We start from the raw sequence: 17861 nt of genomic DNA on the forward strand, positions 1-17861 counted from the left end.
GGACTAGGCCCCTGGTCCGTACCAGTGCCTGGCGCCGTGCCACCCACGCGGCCGGCCGGCCCACCGGCGCCGCCGGGCGGCGACGAGCAGCACCACGAGGAGGCCCGCCAGCACCAGCGGGACGTGCGTCAGCACGGTGGCCACCCCCAGGAGGACGAGCAGTGCCAGCACCGGCACCCGGAGGCCGGCCGCCACCGGCGGGGTCCACGGCGGACCGCGCCGGACCGGGGGCCGCGCGGCACCGGCCGGGCCGCGGGGGCCGGGCAGGTCGGCGAAGACCGGTGCCAGCTCCCCGCGGGTCCGGGCGGCCCAGACGCGGTCCAGCCGCTCCGCGTGCTCGTCGGTCGTGAGCCGGCCGCGCACGTAGTGCTCGGCGAGCTCGGCCGCGGCCTCCTCGCGCTCCACGTCGCCGATCCGGAGCTGGTCGTCCCTCACCGTCCGGGCCTCACTCGTCGCCGGCCTGCTGGTCGCCGGGACCCTGGTCACCGGGCTCCTGGTCACCGGGCTCCTGGTCGGCCGGCTCGTCCTCGGGCTCCTCGTCGCCGTCGGCGAGGACGCCGTAGAGCCTGCGCCGGGTCTCGACGAGGATCTCGATGGCCGCCTGGCGCTGCCGGTCGCTGCCGGTCGTGACGATCTGCCACACCGCGCCCATGACCTGGCCGATCTCCGGGCGCAGGTCCGCGACCCCGCCCTCCTCGTCGCGGGCCGGCTCCTCGAACGGGGCCCACACGCCGGCGAGCTCGTCGGCGTGGGCGGCGACGTACTCCTCACCGGCGGCGGTCAGGCCCAGGCTCCGGCGTCCCCCGGTCTCGGTGGTCGCGACGAGTCCCTCGTCCTCCAGCTGGGAGACGGTGGGGTAGACCGACCCGGGGCTGGGCCGCCACGCGCCGTTGCTGCGCTCGGTGATCTGCTGGATCACCTGGTAGCCGTTGACCTCCGCACCGCTCTCCTGAGCGCCGCGGAGCACGTCCAGGATCGCGGAGCGGACGTCGCCACGGCGTACCCGCGGCCCCCGCTGCCGGTCCCCCTGGGCCAGGCCGAACAGGCCGGCCACCCACGGCGGCGGGCCCGGGTTGCCCGGACGCCCGAACCCCTGCGAGCCGAACCCGCCCCAGGGCGGGCCACCCCACCCGCCGCGCCGGCCGTGCTGGTGCATCTGCTGGTCGGGGTGGGAGGCCCACTGCCGACCGAATCCTCGGTGTCCCATGACGAGACTCCTCTCATGTCGCATGTCGACGTCGGTGTCATCGCGACCATCAGACTGTCGTCGAGGTTTCGCGATATATCGTGAGCGTACGCCGACAGGTCGGTCGACACAAGGGAGCGGGTGGATGAATCCCCGGTCAGCCGGGGAAACTGGACGTTGTCGGGGGTTGCAACGCCTGACAACGTCAGGAATCCCCGGTCAGCCGGGGATTCATCCACCCCGCGGCTACCGCGCCAGCCAGGCGGCGTAGGCGTCGAAGGTGTAGGGGCGGCCGAGGAAGTCGGCGACCAGGTCGGCGGCGTCGCGGGAGCCGCCGGGGGCGAGGACGCGGTCACGGTAGCGGCCGGCGACGGCGGGCTCGAACAGGTCGTCGGGGTCGAAGGCGGAGAAGAGGTCCTTCGCGATGACCAGCGACCACATGTAGGTGTAGTACGCCGAGGAGTAGCCCGCCAGGTGCCCGAAGCTGGCGAACATGTGGGTGCCCTCGATGTAGGGGAACGGCGAGTAGCGCGCCTGCAGCGTCCGCATCGCGTCGGTGAGGTCGGCCGGCCGGTCGGTGTGGAACCAGTAGGACATCGCCGCGTAGAACATCTGGGTGCGGGCGTGGTAGCCCTTGCCGAAGTCGTCCGCGGCCCGCATCCGCTCGACCAGGTCCGCCGGGATCGGCGTGCCGTCTGCGGACACGGCGAAGGTCTGCAGCACCTCGGCGTCCCAGGCCCACTCCTCGAGCATCTGGCTGGGCGCCTCGACGAAGTCCCACTCGGTCGCCACCCCGCTGAACCGGGTCCACTCGCCGCCGCCCGCGAGCACGTGGTGCACGAGGTGCCCGAACTCGTGGAAGAGCGTGACGACGTGGTCGTGCTCCATCAGCCCGCGGGAGAAGTTGCAGACCAGCACGCCCTCGGCGAGCTGGCGCCCGGCCAGGCCGTCGGCGAGCGTGAACTGCGCGGCGTGCTTGTACTTGCCCTCGCGGGGGTGCAGGTCGAGGTAGATGCGCCCGATCCGCGCACCGTCACGGACCACGTCGTACGCCGTCACGTCCTCGTGCCAGACCGCGGCATCCGGCACCGGCTCGTAGCTCAGCCCGAACAGCCGGCCGGTCACGTCGAGCAGCCCCTGACGGACGCGCTCGAAGTCGAAGTACGCACGCACCTGCTGGGCGTCCACGTCGTGCCGCTCCTGGCGCACCAGCTCCTCGTAGTAGAGGGAGTCGGCGGTGTCGATCGCGGCAGCGTCCGGGACGTCGCGGCGGTAGCGCTCCAGGAGGAGCTCGAGGTCACGCGCCATCGGGGCCGCGGCGGCCTCGGCGATCCGGTCGATGAACGCCGGGATCGCCGGCCCGTCGCCGATCATCTTCACGTCGGCGTCGTACGACGCCCAGTCGGGGTAGCCCACCAGGGTCGCGAGCTCGGCGCGCAGCTCGAAGAGCTCGTGGAGGAGGGCGTCGTTCGCCGGCCACCCCCGCTCGAGGAACGCGACCGTGACCCGGCGGCGGACGTCGGCGTCGTGCGCGAACATCCGGGCCGGCACCGCGTCCGGGTAGTCGGTCGTGACCGTCACCAGTCCGTCGTCGTCGGCCGCGCGTGCGTCGAGCCAGTCCTGCGGCATGCCGGCGAGCCGCTCGGGGGGCACCCGCACCGTCCGGACGTCGTCACGGATGGTGCGCCCGATCTCCTGGCCGACCGCGGTGAGCCGCTCGTTGATCGCGGCGAGGCGGGCCCGGGTCTGGTCGTCGCGGTCGACCCCGGCGCGCCGGAAGTCCTCGAGGGTCTTGTCCAGCAGGCGCGCGGCGACGGGGTCCAGGCCCACGGGGTCCGCGCCGGCGAACACCTCGTAGAGCCGGCGGTCCTGCCGCAGCTCGGTCACGAAGCGGTCGACCTGCTGCTCGGCCGCCTCGCACGCGGTCCGCACCGGCTCCAGCGGGTGCACGTTGGCCAGCAGCGAGGCGACCGCGGCCACGTTGCTCAGCTGGCGGGCGACCTCGTCCCAGGCGCGCAGCAGGTCGAGCGTGGCGGCCGGCGGCTCCTCCCGGAGCACCGCGACGACCGCCGCCGCGGCCGCGAGGCCGTCGCGTGCGCGGGCCTCGACCCAGTCCTGGGCGACCTCGGCGTCGGGGAGGGCCAGCGGCGTCGGCTCGTCGGTCATGGCGCCAGCGTGCCACGCCTGCGGCGCAGGTAGGCCTGCTCGGCCGGGTTGGCGGTCGCGGCGATCGCGGCGTCGTACGCCGCCCGAGCCTCGGCGCTGCGCCCGAGGCGGCGCAGCAGGTCGGCACGCGTCGCGTGCCAGGCGTGGTACGACGCCATGCTCGGTGCCGTCTCGACCAGCCGGTCGACCTCGGCCAGCGCGACCCCGGGCCCGTCGAGCTCGGCGACGGCCACCGCGCGGTTGAGCGCCACGACCGGGGACCCGGTGATGGCGTGGAGCTGCCCGTAGAGCGCCGCGACCTGCCCCCAGTCGGTGGCGTCGGCGTCGGGTGCGTCGGTGTGCACGGCGTTGACCGCGGCGAGCAGCTGGTACTGGCCCGGCCGGTTGCGGGCCAGACACTCGCGCACCAGCTCGTGCCCCTCCGCGACCAGCTCCCGGTCCCACCCGCCGCGGTCCTGGTCGCGCAGCGGCACGAGCTCGCCGCCGGCCACCCGACTGGGCCGGCGCGCCTCGGTGAGCAGCATCAGCGCCAGCAGGCCGGTCACCTCGGGCTCGTCGGGCAGCAGCTGGTGCAGGATCCGGCCCAGCCGGATCGCCTCGCCGGTCAGGTCCTCGCGGACCGAGTGCCCACCGGAGCTGGCGAGGTAGCCCTCGTTGAAGACGAGGTAGACCACGGCCAGCACCGCGTCCAGCCGCGCGGTCAGGTCGGCGGCGGCGGGCACCCGGAACGGGATGTGCGCGCCCTTGATCTTGCGCTTGGCCCGGGTGATCCGCTGGGCCATCGTGGTCTCCGGGACGAGGAACGCCGCCGCGATCTCGCCGACGGTCAGCCCCCCGAGCAGGCGCAGCGTCAGGGCGACCCGCGCCTCGGGGGCGAGCGCGGGGTGGCAGCAGGTGAAGATCAGCCGCAGCCGGTCGTCCTCGACCAGGCCGGTCGGCTCGTGCGGGGTGTCGTCGATGATCATCAGGGCCGCCTGGTGCTTGGCGTCGCGGTGGGACTCGCGGCGGATCCGGTCGATCGCGCGGTTGCCGGCCGTGGTGGTCAGCCAGCCGCCCGGGTTGGGTGGCACGCCGTCGACGGGCCACTTCTCGAGCGCGACGAGCAGGGCCTCGGCGGCGGCGTCCTCGGCGATGTCGAGGTCGCCGAAGCGGCGCGCCAGCGAGGCCACCACCCGGCCGTACTCCTCGCGGTAGATCCGCTCGACCGCCGCAGCGGCGTCGGTCACGCCTCGCCCTGGAAGGGCCGCACCTCGACGGTCTCGCCGCACGCCGCGGACGCCTTCGCCGCCCACTCCAGCGCTTCGTCGAGGTCGGGGATCTCGAAGACCCAGAAGCCGCCGATCCACTCCTTGGTCTCCAGGTAGGGGCCGTCGGTGACGACCGGCGCGCCGCCGGTGCCGTCCACGGTGGTCGCCGTGTCGGGCCGCTCGAGCCCCCCGGCGAACACCCAGATCCCCGCCTCGCGGGCGGTCTCGTTGAAGCGAGCGGTGGCGTCGAACCGCGGCTGCATCTCCTCGATCGGCACCTCGTAGGTCGCGGCGCTGCCGTGGACGCTGAACAGGTACAGGGTCATGGTGTCTCCTCCGCTGGGTCGGGTCGCTCCACTGCGTCCCCGGACACTGTGTCCACGAACGGCCGGCCGCCGGCACGACAACCCTTCCCCAAACTCGTCGATCTGCCTACGGTGCCTGCATGCCACCACCCGCCGCCGACACCCCGACCGAGCCCGGCACCGACTGGGGTGCGCTCTACCGCGACCACGTCGCGGCCGTGTCGGCCCTGGTCTCCGAGCTGCCCGACGACCGGCTCGGTGCCACGGTGCCCGCGACGCCCGCCTGGACGGTGCACGACGTCGTCGCCCACCTCGCGGGCGTCTCGTCCGACGCGGTGACGGGGCGGATGGAGGGGGCACCCGGGCCGGAGTGGACCGCCCGCCACGTCGCCGAGCGCCGTGGCCACCTCGTGCCCGCGCTGCTCGCGGAGCTGGGCTCGCACCAGGACGTGATCGCGGAGCAGGTCGCCGGCAACCCGCGACCCGCCATCGTCTGGGACATCTCGGTGCACCACGCCGACCTGCACGAGGCCCTCGGCCGCGGGATGCTGCCGGAGCGGATGTGGCTGCCGGTGCTCGCCGCGGTCGCGCCGTCGCGGTTCGGTGCCGCCGGGGTGCCGGAGGACGTGGACTCCTACGAGCTGTTCCGCGCGGTCTTCTCCCGCCGGTCGCGCACCCAGATGCAGGCCTGGGGGCTGCCGCTGTCGGCCGACCAGCTCGACGAGCTGTGCATCTTCGGTCCTCGCGACGACGACCAGCCGGTGCCCGCCTGAGGGGGCACCGCCGCAGGGGCACCGCCTGAGGGGCACCTCAACGTTTCCTCAGCAGACCCACAAGCCTCACCCGGGGAGGTCCCGCGGCGAGGGTCGGGCGCCTAGGCTGGACGGGTGGCCCCCACGTCCCCCCGCCGCCTCCGCGCGCTCGCACCCCTCCTGGTGGTGCTCGCGCTGCTGGTCGGCGGCTGGGCCGCTCCCGCGGAGGCGGCTGCGCGGCCCGACCCACGGCGGACCCAGGGCCTCTACGTCGATCACCGGATGAAGGCGTGGGTCGCGGGCGGGGACTACCGCAGATACCTCGGCAACTTCCCGCAGGCCCTCTGGCTGGGTCCCGAGTACTACCCGACCCGAAGCCCTGATGACCCGAGCAAGGCCGTCCGCACCGTGGTCGCCACGTACGCCGGAGCGGCGGCCCGGTCGCAGAAGACCCCGGTGCTCGCCGTCTACGGCATCCCCGACCGCGACTGCGGTCTCTACTCAGCCGGTGGCCTACCCGGTGCGAGACAGTACGAAGCCTGGGTCCGAGAGATCGCCAGGGGTCTGCGTGGCACGAACGCACTGGTCATCCTTGAGCCCGACGCAATCCCGTTCTACGGCGATCCGCGATGCAAGAACGCCGGAGACCGACTCGCGCTCTTGCGATTCGCATCGAAGGTGCTCAGTGCAACGGGCGCCTGGGTCTACCTCGACGCCGGGCACTCCGACTGGAGGCCCTATGACACGCGAGCGGCACTGCTGAGGAAGGCGGGCGTCCAGTACGACCGCGGCATCTCGACGAACGTCTCGAACTTCCGGCCAACGGCCGACGAGAAAAAGTACGCGATGTACTTGCTCTCGGGACTGCGCAAGCTCGGCGTGACCGGCAAGCGCTACGTCATCGACACCTCGCGCAACGGATATGCGACCCCGGTCAACGGTGACGTCTCTGATCCGACCTGGGCGCTCGTCGGGGCACGGCCCGCCATGGTCTTCCAAGGTGCCTTCGACGGGAACCTCTGGATCAAGCACCCGGGCGAGTCAGACGGCCGCTACGCCGCATCCGGGCAGTGGTGCCCCATGCTGGCCGACCGGCTGCTGGGTCGGAATCCCACCTCGAGCTACTGCCCCTGACGAACCGTCACCACCACGAGGAGGAGGCGACATGTCCGACGACGTCGAGCCCGACGCCCGGGAGGTCCGCAAACGGGAGAGGGCCGAGGCGAAGGCGGCCAGGAAGGCCGAGAAGCGTGCTCAGCGCGAGGCGGCCGAGGCCGAGGCGCGGATCGCGGAGGCCGAGCTGGACGCGGCCGTCGAGGAGGAGTCCGAGGAGGGCTCGCTGCCGTAGCGGCGGCCCCGCCTCACCAGCCGCGCGTGCCCGGTCCGCCCTTGAACGGCCCGGTGACGCGGCCGGTGATCCAGCCGCCGTAGAAGCCACCCGGCTGCGGCACCACGACCTCGCCGTCGACCGTGCACCGGTCGACCAGCCCGGGCATCACCGCGACCGCGCCGGCGATGGCCTCGAAGCCCGCGGTCGGCGCCGGGTAGGTCCAGGCCGCCCGGAGGGCGACCCGCTCGCCGGCCACGAGGTCGAAGTAGGACGCCTGTCCCTTCCACTCGCACCAGGTGTGCCCGTCGGCCGGGCGCAGCGCGCCGTCGACGAACGCGTCGCGCGGCAGGTAGTAGGTGGGTGGGTGGCTGGTCTCCAGCACCCGCCAGGCGCGGTCGGTGGCCGCGACGACGACCCCGCCGAGCTCGACCTCCACGTGCTCGGTGGTCTCCTCGACCCGCGGCGGGCGCGGGTAGTCCCACACCGACTCGACCGGCGGCTCGGTGGGCAGGGGCTGCGGCACACCTCGACGGTACCGGCCCGGGGAACACGCAGCCGCCGGGCTAGGTTCGGGCATCGTGCGCAAGCTCGGAGAGGTCGTCGGCGGCCTGGTGGCCGACACCCGGCCGCTGCGCAACGAGTACTTCCGGCGCCTGTGGCTGGCCAACATCGTCACCGTCGTCGGCGCCCAGCTGACGGTCGTCGCGGTGCCGGCGCAGATCTACCAGGTCACCGGCTCCTCGGCGTACGTCGGCCTCACCGGGCTGTTCGGCCTCGTGCCGCTCGTCGTGTTCGGCCTGTGGGGCGGGGCGCTGGCCGACGTCTTCGACCGGCGCTCCATCCTGCTGGTGACCACGACCGGCCTGATCGCCACCAGCGGGCTCTTCTGGCTCCAGGCCGCGGCGGGCAACACCGACGTGTGGCTGCTGCTCGGGCTGTTCTCGGTGCAGCAGGCGTTCTTCGCCGTCAACCAGCCCACCCGCAGCGCGGTCCTGCCGCGGCTGCTCGAGCCCGAGCTCCTCCCGGCAGCCAACTCGCTCAGCATGACGGTCGCGCAGGCGGGCGCCATCGGTGGGCCGCTCGTCGCCGGCGTCCTCATCCCGGTGCTCGGGTTCTCGTGGCTCTACCTCATCGACGCGGTCGCCCTGCTCGCCACGCTCGGCGCCGTCCTCCACCTGCCGCGACTGCCGGTCGAGGGCGTGACCGGCGCACCCGGGCTGCGCTCGGTGATCGAGGGCTTCTCCTACCTGCGTGGCCACCCGGTGCTGCTGATGTCCTTCGTCGTCGACCTGATCGCGATGGTCTTCGGGATGCCGCGGGCCCTCTTCCCGGAGATCGCACACCTGTCCTTCGGCGGCCCGGACAGCGGCGGACTGGTGTTCGCGCTGCTGTTCGCGGCGATCCCGCTCGGCGCGGTCGTCGGCGGCGTCTTCTCCGGCTGGGTCTCCCGGGTCGAGCGGCAGGGGTACGCCGTCATCGTGTGCATCCTCGTGTGGGGCCTGGCGATGACCGGGTTCGGCGTCGCCGTCGGCCTCGCCGACCGCGGGACCGGCTCCTGGGAGCGGACGATGCTCCTCGTCGCGCTGCTCATGCTGGTCATCGGCGGTGCGGCCGACATGGCCTCGGCGGCCTTCCGCACCAGCATGCTGCAGAGCGCCGCGGAGGACTCGGTGCGCGGTCGCCTGCAGGGCGTCTTCATCGTCGTGGTGGCCGGCGGGCCCCGGGTGGCCGACGTCGTGCACGGCGCGGCCGCCGCCGCGGTCGGCACCGCGGCGGCCGCGGCCGGCGGCGGCGTGCTCGTCGTGGTCGGCACGGTCGTGGCCGCACTCGCCGTGCCGTCCTTCGTGCGCTACCGGGTCACCCGGCCCGCGCGGGCGGCGTGAGCCGTCAGCGACCGAGGAGCCCGCGCAGGTAGGCGGCCTGGCCGACGTGCTGGGCGTCGTCGTCGGCGATGCTGACCAGCCGCACGCCGAGGCTGACCGGCGGGTCCCACCGGTCGTCGACGATGCGGTCGAGGTCGTCCTCGCCGAGCGTGCGCAGGAACGCGACCGTGGCCTCGTGGGCGGCGCGCAGGTAGTCGGCCAGCAGGTCGCTGCTCGCGCGCACCTTGCCGACCTGCTCGCTGGTGTGGCCGTAGCCGTGGTCCTGCGGGTCGAGGTCGAGCGCGAACCGGTCGACCCAGCCCTGGGTGAACCAGACCTGCTCGGTGCCGGCCACGTCGGCGACCTGGGCGTCCTGGACGCGCGCCGCGTGCCAGACCAGCCAGGCGATGGAGTTGGCGTCCGGCGCGGGGCGGTGGGCGAGCTCGTCGTCGTCCAGACCGCCGACCACGGCGACGCCGTTCTCCAGCACCCGCTCGAAGAAGTCGACGTACACGTCTGCTGGTGTCATGGGCCCGACGTTACGCCGCAGGCGAGTGGGTACTCCGCTGCCATGACGAACTTCGGCTACACCCTGATGACCGAGCAGAGCGGTCCCCGCGACCTGGTCCGGTACGCCGTCGCGGCCGAGGAGGTCGGCTTCGACTTCGAGGTCTCCAGCGACCACTACTCCCCGTGGCTGACCGAGCAGGGGCACGCGCCGTACGCCTGGACCGTGCTCGGCGCGGTCGCGCAGGCGACGTCGCGGGTGGGCCTGATGACCTACGTGACCTGCCCGACGATGCGCTACCACCCTGCCGTCGTCGCGCAGAAGTCCGCGACGCTGCAGATCCTCGCGGAGGGCCGGTTCACCCTCGGGCTGGGCAGCGGGGAGAACCTCAACGAGCACGTCGTCGGCGAGGGCTGGCCGGCGATCCAGGACCGGCAGGACATGCTGCGCGAGGCGGTCGACATCATCCGGTCGCTGCACACCGGCGAGCTGGTCGACTACCGCGGTGAGTACTTCCAGGTCGACTCGGCCCGGATCTGGGACGTCCCTGAGCAGGGCGTCGGGCTCGGGCTGGCCGTCGCCGGCGAGCGCGCCATCGAGGCGCTCGCACCGCTGGGCGACCACCTGATCGGCGTCGAGCCGGAGTCGTCGCTGGTCGAGGGGTGGAACGCCGTCGACGGCGCGACCCGGATCGGCGACGGCGCCCGGGCGATCGGGCAGATCCCGATCTGCTGGGACCCCGACGAGGACACCGCGGTGAAGAAGGCCCACGAGCAGTTCCGCTGGTTCGCCGGCGGCTGGCAGGTCAACGCCGACCTGCCGACCCCCGCCGGCTTCTCGGGCGCGACCCAGTTCGTCCGGCCCGAGGACGTCGCCGACTCGATCCCGTGCGGGCCCGACCTGGACCGGATCGTCGAGGCGGTGTCGGCCTACTGGCAGGCCGGCTTCACCGATGTCGCCCTGGTGCAGGTCGGCGACGACGGCCAGGACCGCTTCCTCGCCGAGGCCGCCGGACCCCTGCTGGAGAAGCTGCGCGCAGCCGCCCCGGCGGGATAGTCCCTGATCAGGGGTACTGGTCTCAGGGGTACTGGTCCTAGGGGTACTGGCGGCAGGGCTGGCTGCGCAGCGACGCGCAGGCGGGGGCCTTCGTCGGCACGCTGACCCCCGGGACGACCGGCAGCACGATCCGCGAGCGGTGCTTGCTGTCCGCGGCGATCGCCACCTTCTCGCCGTGGGCGATCGTGGTGTCGAAGGCCCACAGCGGCCGGGCGCCGCCCGGCGCGTCGATGGTCAGCCGCAGCCGCGATCCGGCCCGGAACGCCTGGGCGAACGGGAACAGCTCCAGCCGCACCTGCGTGTAGCGGCCGGCCGGGAGCGGCGCCGCGTCCTTCTCCAGGTCGGTGTGCACCGGCGAGATCGGCGTGGACCGCGTCGTGTCGAGCTTGCGGTGGCTGGTGCGCAGCCAGCCGGACTGCACGTAGACCTCCGTGCCGTCGGGCCGCACCTCGGTCAGCGTGGCCTCCAGGTCGGTGTCACGGGCCGGGGTGCGCACCCACACGTCGACCGAGCCGGTGCCGATGGCGACCACGTTCCGCGTCAGCGGAGCACTGATCCAGCCCAGGCCCTTGCCCTGCGGGATCTGCTGCCAGTCGTAGGTCGGGTGCGCCTTCCAGATGTCGTTGCCCGGACCGGTGTAGTCCGTGGCCGGCAGCGCGTCGGGGTCCGCCGAGTACGTGCGGGCCGGCGCCTCCCAGGGACGCTGGGCCGGGGGCGCGGCGCGCAGGCCGCCGCGCGGCGTGAAGTACCACGCGGTCGGCTTGGCCTGCTTGATCGGCCAGGAGTCGAAGGTGCGCACGAACCGCGGGATCGGCGACCCCGACGGCTCCCCTGCCGCAGCGCCCTCCTCGAAGAGGATCCGGACGTGCTTCTGGGCGCGGTACTTGGCCAGCGCCTGCTGGTAGTTCAGCCCGGTGTAGTCGATGCCCGGCGGGAGCTTGAGTCCCTCGATGCCGGTGATCGACTTGGCGAGGACCGGCGCCACGAGGTTCTTCGGGGCCAGCGCCGCCATGCTCGGCACCCGGTGGGCGACGTAGAGGTCGAGGAAGTCGGCGTACCGGCTGAAGACGCCGAGCCCGAGGCTCTCGGTGTGCGATCCGTTGGCCATCGAGACGTAGACGTCCGGCGACCCCTTGAAGAGGTTCAGCAGCGCCGGGAAGTGCCCGCCGGTCTGCTCGTCCTGCCAGGCCCCGGCGATGAAGACCGGGACGTTGATGTCGTGCACCCACTTGCTCGGGTTGATGGGGTCCCCGACCTCGCGGGAGTAGAAGGGGTTGGCGTTGATCATGGCGCCGAGGTCGACGTTCTGACCGCGCACCCGCTGGTTGTCCGCGCAGGTCGTGACGTCGTGCTCCGCCTCCGCGTCGACCTGGCCCTGCTCCCAGCCCTCGCCGTACGCCGCTGCGTCCTCCGCCCGCTGCTGGGCCCAGGAGACCGCGAAGCCCGTGTTGAGGATGCCGCCGGGGTAGAGCGTGCCCCGGTAGGTGTCGTCGATGACCGACAGCGGAGTGATCGCAGCGAGGTGCGGTGGCCGGGTCCGCGCCACGTAGAGCTGCTCGATGCCGGGGTAGGAGATACCGACCATCCCGACCTTGTGGTACTTCGCCCACGGCTGGGCGGCGATGGTCTCGATGGCGTCGTAGCCGTCGATGCTCTGGACGGGCTCGAAGGTCATGAACGCCCCGCCCGAGCAGCCGGTGCCGCGGACGTTCACGCCGACGTAGGCGTAGCCCAGCGTGTTGAACAGCGTGGCCATCGTCGTGTTGGCCGGGTTGCTGGGGTCGTAGCCGGAGTACTCCACCACGGTGGGGAAGGGACCGTCGCCCTGTCCGGAGGGGAAGGAGACGTTGGCCGACAGCGTCGTGCCGTCGCGGGTGGTGATGTACTGGAAGCCCTCCGTCAGCGTCTGGTCGTCGTAGAACGACTGCTGCGGCGGCGGGCCGTCGAACGCGGTGACGGTCACCTCGCCGGAGCGGGTCCAGTCCTCGCCGACGACCTGCACGGTGTAGACGCCCGGCGCGAGCTGGCGCCAGACCAGGCTGCCCTGCGCGTCGACGGTGCCGGTCGCCACGACCGTGTCGGTGTCGTCGCGGAGCTCGAGGTCGTCACCGGGCGTGCCGTCCAGCACGTAGAGCTGCTCGACGCTGGGCCGGAGCTCGAACGGGGTGCACCCGGTCTTCGCGGCGGTCCGGCACCTGGCCTCCCCCGGGCGGTCGGGCGCCGCAGCGCCCGCCCCGCTCGTCGTCCCCAGCACCGTCGCAACCAGCGCCACCGTCGTCGCGGCGCCGAGCGCCACCCTCCGTGCTCCCATGGGCGGGATCGTGTCACGACCGGCCCCCGAGCGCTGCTGATCCGTGAGGTCGACGCGCGGACCTATCCGGACATCTTCTCCATCCTGGCGCGGAGCAGGCCGCGGCGGTGGGCGTTGCCGGGCAGGTCGACGTAGCGCTCCCCGAAGGCGCTGAGCAGCGCGTCGTCGAGCCGGCGCACCGCGCCGGGTGGGTAGCGGTAGTCCATCCGCGCGACGATCGCCGCGAGGTCCACGCCCGCGAGCACCTCACCGAGGTCGGCGAGCGTGGTCAGCCCGAGCTCGCCCAGCAGCCCCGCGATCCAGGCGTAGTGGTCGGGCCGCGACCAGGCCGCGTCGGCGTACTGCCCCGCGAGGTACGCCGCCAGCTCGCGGGGGCTGACGCCGTCGGCCCCGCTCGGCGGCTCCTCGACCGAGCCGCCGCGCAGCCGCTCGCGGATGGTGGTGAACTCCTGGTCGGCCAGCTCGAGCAGTCCCGCGGCGAGGGTGAACCGCCGGTCGAAGTCGCGGGCGTGCTCGGCCGGGACCGTGCCCTTGTAGCGGATGTCGTGCTCGAACTGCGCCCAGGCGTGCTGGAGCACGGTGCGCACCTGGACCTGGGCGACCCCGCCGTCGTCGCGGGCGAGGAGCAGGTGCCGGCTGGCGTAGCCGAAGCGGCCCTCGCTCGCCGTCTCCTGCCCCAGGTCACGGTCGTCGAGCACCCGCACCTGCGCGCCGAGGACCTCCGCGACCGCGGCGACGTCACTGCGCACGTAGGTGATCACCCGGACCCCGACCTGGTCGGTGATCTCGCGCAGCGGGTCGGTGTAGAGCGGCGCGCCGTCCTGGGTGCGGGCGGCCTTCGCGGCGAAGGACGCCACACTCTTGGCCCGGCCGGCGACGCTGAGGTAGTTGATGCCGGCCTCGTCGAGCATCGCCGTGACCAGCGCGACCTGCTGCTCGGCGACGGTGACCAGCTCGGGCCACCGCGTGGCGTACTCCGCGACCGCCCGCTGGGTCACCACCTGCGCGTCGAGGAGGGTGGGCGTGACGATGTAGCCGCGCTCGAGGTCGCCGTACGTCGTCACCCGGTCGGGCCAGCGGTCGGCGAACAGGGCCACATAGGCGCAGACGACCGCGTCGACCTGGTCCTCGGCGCGGCCCAGCTCGCTCTTGCGGGTCGCCTGCTCGACCGCGGTCCGCAGCGCGGCCCAGGTGGCGTCGGTCGTCACGACCTGCTCGAGGTGGCCCATGAGGACCAGCAGCTCGCCGCGCATCGAGTCCAGCGTCCGGCCGGGCTTGTTCTTGTACTTCAGCGTGCGGCTCAGGCCGAACAGCACGACGGTCGCCGGGTGGGGGTAGACCTCGATCGCGCGGCGGCGCCGTCCCGACCGCGGGTCGACGTCGAGGCGCAGCAGCCGGCACAGCCGGGCGCCGCGCCCGCCGTCGGCGAACTCGGGCTTGCTCGTGTTCGACGGGTGCGCCCCGGCCTCGAAGACCCGGAAGTCGCGGTTGAGCTCCTTCTCGGCGTCGCGGGAGCCGGTGGGGTTGGTGACCACGAGCGGGGCGTCGAAGCCGACCAGGCAGGCCCCCTTCACGTACGGCGCCAGCGCCGTCCGGATCTCCTCGTCGGTGTGCACGCTCGACAGGTGGAGGAGCCGGGCGTCGGCGTCCAGCACGGCGAGCCCGGTGCGCTGCCGCTCGCCCCAGGCGAGGTCGACACCGACGTAGTGGATGGCTGCGGGCACGGGCCCAGCCTGCCCTACCGACCCGGGCGGCCGCTCACGCCGCGGGCCGGAAGGGCACGGTGCTGGGGCGGCGTACGTAGGGGCCCGGCGCCCACCGCACCCCAGCGAGGTCGACGGTGAAGTCGGGGCAACGGGCGAGCAGCTCCTCCAGCGCGACCCGCGCCTGCAACCGTGCGGCCGCGGCGCCCAGGCAGTGGTGGCTGCCCTGGCTGAAGGTGAGGATCTGGGTCGGCCGGCGCCGGACGTCGAGCTCGTCGGCGTCCGGGCCGTAGCGGCGCGGGTCGCGGTTGGCGGCGCCGTACAGCAGCAGCACCCGGCGGCCCGCTGGGACGGTGCGGCCGTGCAGCACCACGTCGCGGGTCGTGGTCCGCGCGAGACCCTGGACCGGCGAGGTCAGCCGCAGCAGCTCCTCGACCGCGTCCGGCACCAGCGCCGGGTCCTGCAGCAGCAGCCGGCGCTGGTCGCGGTCGGTCTCGAGGAGCTGCACGGAGCCGCCCAGCATGCCGGTCGTCGTGTCGTTGCCACCGGTCACGACGGTGAAGACGTAGGCCAGGATCGACAGCAGTCCCGCGTCGTCGTCACCCACGCCCGCCGCGACCAGGTGCGAGACTGTGTCGTCGCCCGGCTCGGTGCGGCGTCGGTCGATCAGCTCGGCGAAGTACGCCGTCATCTCGGTCAGCGCCGCCGCCGCGTCGGTCACGGCGCCGGCCGATCCGGCCGAGACGATCGCGTCGGTCCAGCCGTCGAACCTGTCGCGGCCGTCGTCGGGGACGCCCAGGTAGTGGGCGACGACCAGGCTCGGCAGCGGCTTGAACAGCGCCTCCACGATGTCCCCGCCACCCTCGGCGCGCAGCCGCTCGATCCGCTCGACGACGAACGCGCGCACCACCGGCTCCAGGGTCGCCACCTGCCGGGGCGTGAACCCGCGCGCGACCAGGCGCCGGAAGGCGGTGTGGTCCGGCGGGTCGAGCATGACCAGCGGCCTGTTGTCGGCCAGCCCGATGGTGGCGAGGTCGTCGTACTCGACGGTCAGGCCCTGGGCGGAGGAGTACGTCGACGTGTCCACCGCTGCGGCGAGCACGTCGGCGTGCCGGGACAGCACCCAGTAGTCGCGCCCGTCCGGCTGGTCCACGTGGTGCACCGGGTCGTGGTCGCGCAGGTCGGCGTACATCGCCCAGGGACTGGCCCAGGTCTCGGCCGTGCCGGGTCGGTACACCCGGGCAGCCTCGGACAGATCGCCGGGACTGTCCAGCGCCGGGGCCCGTGGGCGGGGGTCGTCAGGGGAAATGTGCAGACACGCCGGTGTGCTCCGGCGTGTCCTGCACGTTTCACCGGTCGACCGGTGAAGCGAGCGCCGCGAGCTCACCCGCCACGGCCGCACCGAACCGGGCGTTGTGGCGCACCAGGGCGATGTTGGCGGTGAGCGAGGCGCCGCCGGTGATCTCGACGATGCGCCCGAGGAGGTAGGGCGTCGCGTCCTTGCCGTGGATGCCGAGCCGGTCGAGGTCGGCGAGGGCCTGCTCGATGATCGCCCCGATCTCGTCGGCGGGGATCTCGTCCTCCTCGGGGATCGGGTTGGCCACGACGACGCCGCTGGCCAGGCCCAGGTCGCGGCCGGCGCGAACGACGGCGGCGACCTCGGCGGCGCTGTCGACCCGGTTCGGGGCGGCGTGCCCGCTGCTGCGCGAGTAGAACGACGGGAACTCGTCGCTGCCGGCGACCAGCACCGGCACCCCGAGGGTCTCCAGGGCCTCCAGGGTGAGGCCGATGTCGAGGATCGACTTCACACCCGCGGAGACGACCGCGACCGGCGTCCGGCTGAGCTCGGTCAGGTCGGCCGAGACGTCGAAGGTCTGCTGCGCCCCGCGGTGCACCCCGCCGAGGCCACCGGTCACGAAGACCGAGATGCCGGCCATGGCCGCCAGCCGCATGGTCGCGGCCACCGTGGTGGCGCCGTGGGTCCCGCGGGCCACCACCAGCGGGAGGTCGCGCACGCTGACCTTGGCGACGTCGCCGTGGCTGGCGAGCAGCTCCAGGTCGTCGGTGGAGAGCCCGACGCGTGGGTGCCCGTCGAGCACCGCGATGGTCGCCGGCACCGCACCGTGCTCGCGCACGATCGCCTCGACCTCGGTGGCCATCGCGACGTTCTGCGGGTAGGGCATGCCGTGGCTGATGATCGTGCTCTCCAGCGCCACCACCGGCCGGCGGTCGCGCAGCGCGTCGGCGACCTCGTCGGTCACGGTGAGCAGGGGGTGGGTCACAGCAGGCTCCTGACGAGTCGGTCGGTGAGGTCGGGCCGGACGGTGTGGTGGCTGGCGACGGTGAGGGCGGCGGCGGCGTGGCCGTACGCCGCGGCGGCCGCGGGGTCGGCCCCGCCGAGCACGGCGTGGCAGAACGCGGCGAGCATGGCGTCGCCGGCGCCGGTGACGTCGACGACCTCGGCGGGTACGGCGGGCAGCTCGGTCGCCCCGTCGGCGGTGCTCAGCAGGGAGCCGGCGGCTCCGAGCCGCACCCACACCAGTGCCACCCCGCGCGCGTGCAGCGCCGCGGCGGCCCGGGCCACCTGGCGCGGGGTGCGGGCGGGCAGCCCTGACAGCGCCGCGAGCTCGTCGCGGTTGGGGGTCACGCACCACAGCGGCGCGGCCACCAGCGGGGCGACCAGCTCGGCCTTCGGCACGCTCACCGGGTCGAGCAGCACCCGGGTGCCTGCGGTCGCCGCGAGGTCGAGGGCGAAGCGGACCGTGGGGGCGGCGAGGTTGCCGTCGAGCACGACCAGCGCGGCCGACGCCACCAGGTCGCGGGCGGCGTCGACCTGCTCGGGGACGAGCTCGTCGGTGGCCGCCATGTCGGCGACCGCGACGACGAGCTCGCCGTCGGCGTCGAGGACGGCGGTGTAGGTCCCCGTCGACCGGGCGCTGCGGCGTACGTGCTCGACGTGGACGCCGGCCGCCGAGGTGGCCGCGAGCACCTGGTCGCCGAGCCCGTCGCTGCCGATCGCGGCGACCAGGTGGGTCCGGGTGCCCAGCCGGGCCAGGTTCTCGGCGATGTTGCGACCCACCCCGCCGACCGACATGGTGCCGGTGCCGGGGTTGCTGGTGGCCGGGACGGCGGCGCGGCTGCTGCGCGCCTTGACGTCGATGTTCGCGCCGCCGACGACCACGACGGCCGGGTCCTCGCTGAGGACGTAGCCGCGACCGCGGATGACGCCCTTCTTGCCGAGGTTGGACAGGTGCACGTTGACCGCGGCGCGCGTGGTGCCCAGCGCCTCGGCGATCGCGGCGGAGCCGATGAGGGGGTCGCGGCGCAGCAGCGCCACGACGGCGCGCTCACGCTCGGTCAGGTCCACCTTGGCAGCATAAGGCCTCGTTAGCGTGATAAACGTCCAGACCGTCTGGCGCTCCCCGTCGCACCCGC

Annotated in this window: 17 protein-coding genes; 5 read left to right on the forward strand and 12 right to left on the reverse strand. The window is 73.6% G+C overall.

What is annotated here, in order from left to right:
* Positions 1–3: 3 nt before the first annotated feature.
* The 5 genes from ACILRH_RS01045 to ACILRH_RS01065 all read right to left on the reverse strand — a co-directional run bounded on the left by ACILRH_RS01045 (position 4) and on the right by ACILRH_RS01065 (position 4925).
* Positions 4–435, reverse strand: a complete 432-nt coding sequence (locus tag ACILRH_RS01045) for a DUF1707 domain-containing protein (protein ID WP_395690277.1) — start codon at positions 433–435, stop codon at positions 4–6.
* 10 nt (positions 436–445) lie between these two features.
* Complete coding sequence (locus ACILRH_RS01050; RefSeq protein WP_395690278.1) at positions 446–1207, reverse strand: PadR family transcriptional regulator; 762 nt, start codon at positions 1205–1207, stop codon at positions 446–448.
* A 225-nt stretch (positions 1208–1432) separates the two neighbouring features.
* Positions 1433–3352: a M3 family metallopeptidase gene (locus ACILRH_RS01055; RefSeq protein ID WP_395690279.1), complete on the reverse strand. Its 1920-nt coding sequence runs from the start codon at positions 3350–3352 to the stop codon at positions 1433–1435.
* The gene (locus ACILRH_RS01060; RefSeq protein ID WP_395690280.1) at positions 3349–4578 is read right to left on the reverse strand and encodes an RNA polymerase sigma factor; all 1230 of its coding nucleotides are present in this window, start codon (positions 4576–4578) and stop codon (positions 3349–3351) included. The genes ACILRH_RS01055 and ACILRH_RS01060 overlap by 4 nt, the downstream gene beginning before the upstream one ends.
* Entirely contained in the window at positions 4575–4925 is a 351-nt protein-coding gene (locus tag ACILRH_RS01065; RefSeq protein ID WP_395690281.1) for a YciI family protein, read from the reverse strand. The genes ACILRH_RS01060 and ACILRH_RS01065 overlap by 4 nt, the downstream gene beginning before the upstream one ends.
* A 119-nt stretch (positions 4926–5044) precedes the next feature.
* Here ACILRH_RS01065 and ACILRH_RS01070 point away from each other — a divergent pair, with 119 nt between their 5' ends.
* From ACILRH_RS01070 to ACILRH_RS01080, 3 genes are all read left to right on the forward strand, one after another.
* Entirely contained in the window at positions 5045–5677 is a 633-nt protein-coding gene (locus ACILRH_RS01070; RefSeq protein WP_395690282.1) for a maleylpyruvate isomerase N-terminal domain-containing protein, read from the forward strand.
* Between the two features lie 261 nt (positions 5678–5938).
* Positions 5939–6790, forward strand: coding sequence for a glycoside hydrolase family 6 protein (locus ACILRH_RS01075; RefSeq protein ID WP_395690283.1), 852 nt, complete (start codon positions 5939–5941; stop codon positions 6788–6790).
* A 31-nt stretch (positions 6791–6821) separates the two neighbouring features.
* Complete coding sequence (locus ACILRH_RS01080) at positions 6822–7004, forward strand: hypothetical protein (RefSeq protein ID WP_395690284.1); 183 nt, start codon at positions 6822–6824, stop codon at positions 7002–7004.
* 13 nt (positions 7005–7017) lie between these two features.
* Here ACILRH_RS01080 and ACILRH_RS01085 read toward each other — a convergent pair whose 3' ends face one another.
* Positions 7018–7509 (reverse strand): DUF427 domain-containing protein, encoded by a 492-nt coding sequence (locus ACILRH_RS01085; protein ID WP_395690285.1) that lies wholly within the window; start codon positions 7507–7509, stop codon positions 7018–7020.
* 55 nt (positions 7510–7564) lie between these two features.
* On the opposite strand from ACILRH_RS01085, the gene ACILRH_RS01090 reads away from it, so the two are divergent.
* Positions 7565–8869: an MFS transporter gene (locus tag ACILRH_RS01090; protein WP_395690286.1), complete on the forward strand. Its 1305-nt coding sequence runs from the start codon at positions 7565–7567 to the stop codon at positions 8867–8869.
* 4 nt (positions 8870–8873) lie between these two features.
* Here the strand turns inward: ACILRH_RS01090 and ACILRH_RS01095 are convergent, their stop codons facing one another.
* Positions 8874–9377 (reverse strand): mycothiol transferase, encoded by a 504-nt coding sequence (locus tag ACILRH_RS01095; RefSeq protein WP_395690287.1) that lies wholly within the window; start codon positions 9375–9377, stop codon positions 8874–8876.
* Positions 9378–9419: 42 nt separating this feature from the next.
* Here ACILRH_RS01095 and ACILRH_RS01100 point away from each other — a divergent pair, with 42 nt between their 5' ends.
* A complete protein-coding gene (locus tag ACILRH_RS01100) occupies positions 9420–10412 on the forward strand; it encodes an LLM class F420-dependent oxidoreductase (RefSeq protein ID WP_395690288.1) in 993 nt (330 codons plus the stop codon).
* 37 nt (positions 10413–10449) lie between these two features.
* Here ACILRH_RS01100 and ACILRH_RS01105 read toward each other — a convergent pair whose 3' ends face one another.
* The 5 genes from ACILRH_RS01105 to ACILRH_RS01125 all read right to left on the reverse strand — a co-directional run bounded on the left by ACILRH_RS01105 (position 10450) and on the right by ACILRH_RS01125 (position 17793).
* Positions 10450–12723 carry a CocE/NonD family hydrolase gene (locus tag ACILRH_RS01105; RefSeq protein WP_395690289.1) on the reverse strand — a complete coding sequence of 758 codons (2274 nt, stop codon included), beginning with the start codon at positions 12721–12723 and terminating at the stop codon, positions 10450–10452.
* Positions 12724–12785: 62 nt separating this feature from the next.
* Positions 12786–14447 carry a DUF429 domain-containing protein gene (locus tag ACILRH_RS01110; RefSeq protein ID WP_395690290.1) on the reverse strand — a complete coding sequence of 554 codons (1662 nt, stop codon included), beginning with the start codon at positions 14445–14447 and terminating at the stop codon, positions 12786–12788.
* Positions 14448–14481: 34 nt separating this feature from the next.
* Positions 14482–15663 (reverse strand): cytochrome P450, encoded by a 1182-nt coding sequence (locus tag ACILRH_RS01115; protein ID WP_395690291.1) that lies wholly within the window; start codon positions 15661–15663, stop codon positions 14482–14484.
* A 112-nt stretch (positions 15664–15775) separates the two neighbouring features.
* Entirely contained in the window at positions 15776–16708 is a 933-nt protein-coding gene (locus tag ACILRH_RS01120; RefSeq protein ID WP_395690292.1) for a pseudouridine-5'-phosphate glycosidase, read from the reverse strand.
* On the reverse strand, positions 16705–17793 hold the full coding sequence (locus tag ACILRH_RS01125; protein ID WP_395690293.1) for a PfkB family carbohydrate kinase: 1089 nt from the start codon (positions 17791–17793) through the stop codon (positions 16705–16707). The genes ACILRH_RS01120 and ACILRH_RS01125 overlap by 4 nt, the downstream gene beginning before the upstream one ends.
* Positions 17794–17861: the final 68 nt, after the last annotated feature.

It is taken from the genome of Nocardioides sp. (assembly GCF_044226765.1).
In the GTDB taxonomy this organism is placed as follows: domain Bacteria; phylum Actinomycetota; class Actinomycetes; order Propionibacteriales; family Nocardioidaceae; genus Nocardioides.

Coding starts and splice junctions, on each gene's coding strand:
- ACILRH_RS01050 (WP_395690278.1), bottom strand. CDS start 1,207: ATGGGACACCGAGGATTCGGTCGGCAGTGGGCCTCCCACCCCGACCAG.
- ACILRH_RS01055 (WP_395690279.1), bottom strand. CDS start 3,352: ATGACCGACGAGCCGACGCCGCTGGCCCTCCCCGACGCCGAGGTCGCC.
- ACILRH_RS01065 (WP_395690281.1), bottom strand. CDS start 4,925: ATGACCCTGTACCTGTTCAGCGTCCACGGCAGCGCCGCGACCTACGAG.
- ACILRH_RS01070 (WP_395690282.1), top strand. CDS start 5,045: ATGCCACCACCCGCCGCCGACACCCCGACCGAGCCCGGCACCGACTGG.
- ACILRH_RS01075 (WP_395690283.1), top strand. CDS start 5,939: ATGAAGGCGTGGGTCGCGGGCGGGGACTACCGCAGATACCTCGGCAAC.
- ACILRH_RS01080 (WP_395690284.1), top strand. CDS start 6,822: ATGTCCGACGACGTCGAGCCCGACGCCCGGGAGGTCCGCAAACGGGAG.
- ACILRH_RS01095 (WP_395690287.1), bottom strand. CDS start 9,377: ATGACACCAGCAGACGTGTACGTCGACTTCTTCGAGCGGGTGCTGGAG.
- ACILRH_RS01100 (WP_395690288.1), top strand. CDS start 9,420: ATGACGAACTTCGGCTACACCCTGATGACCGAGCAGAGCGGTCCCCGC.
- ACILRH_RS01105 (WP_395690289.1), bottom strand. CDS start 12,723: ATGGGAGCACGGAGGGTGGCGCTCGGCGCCGCGACGACGGTGGCGCTG.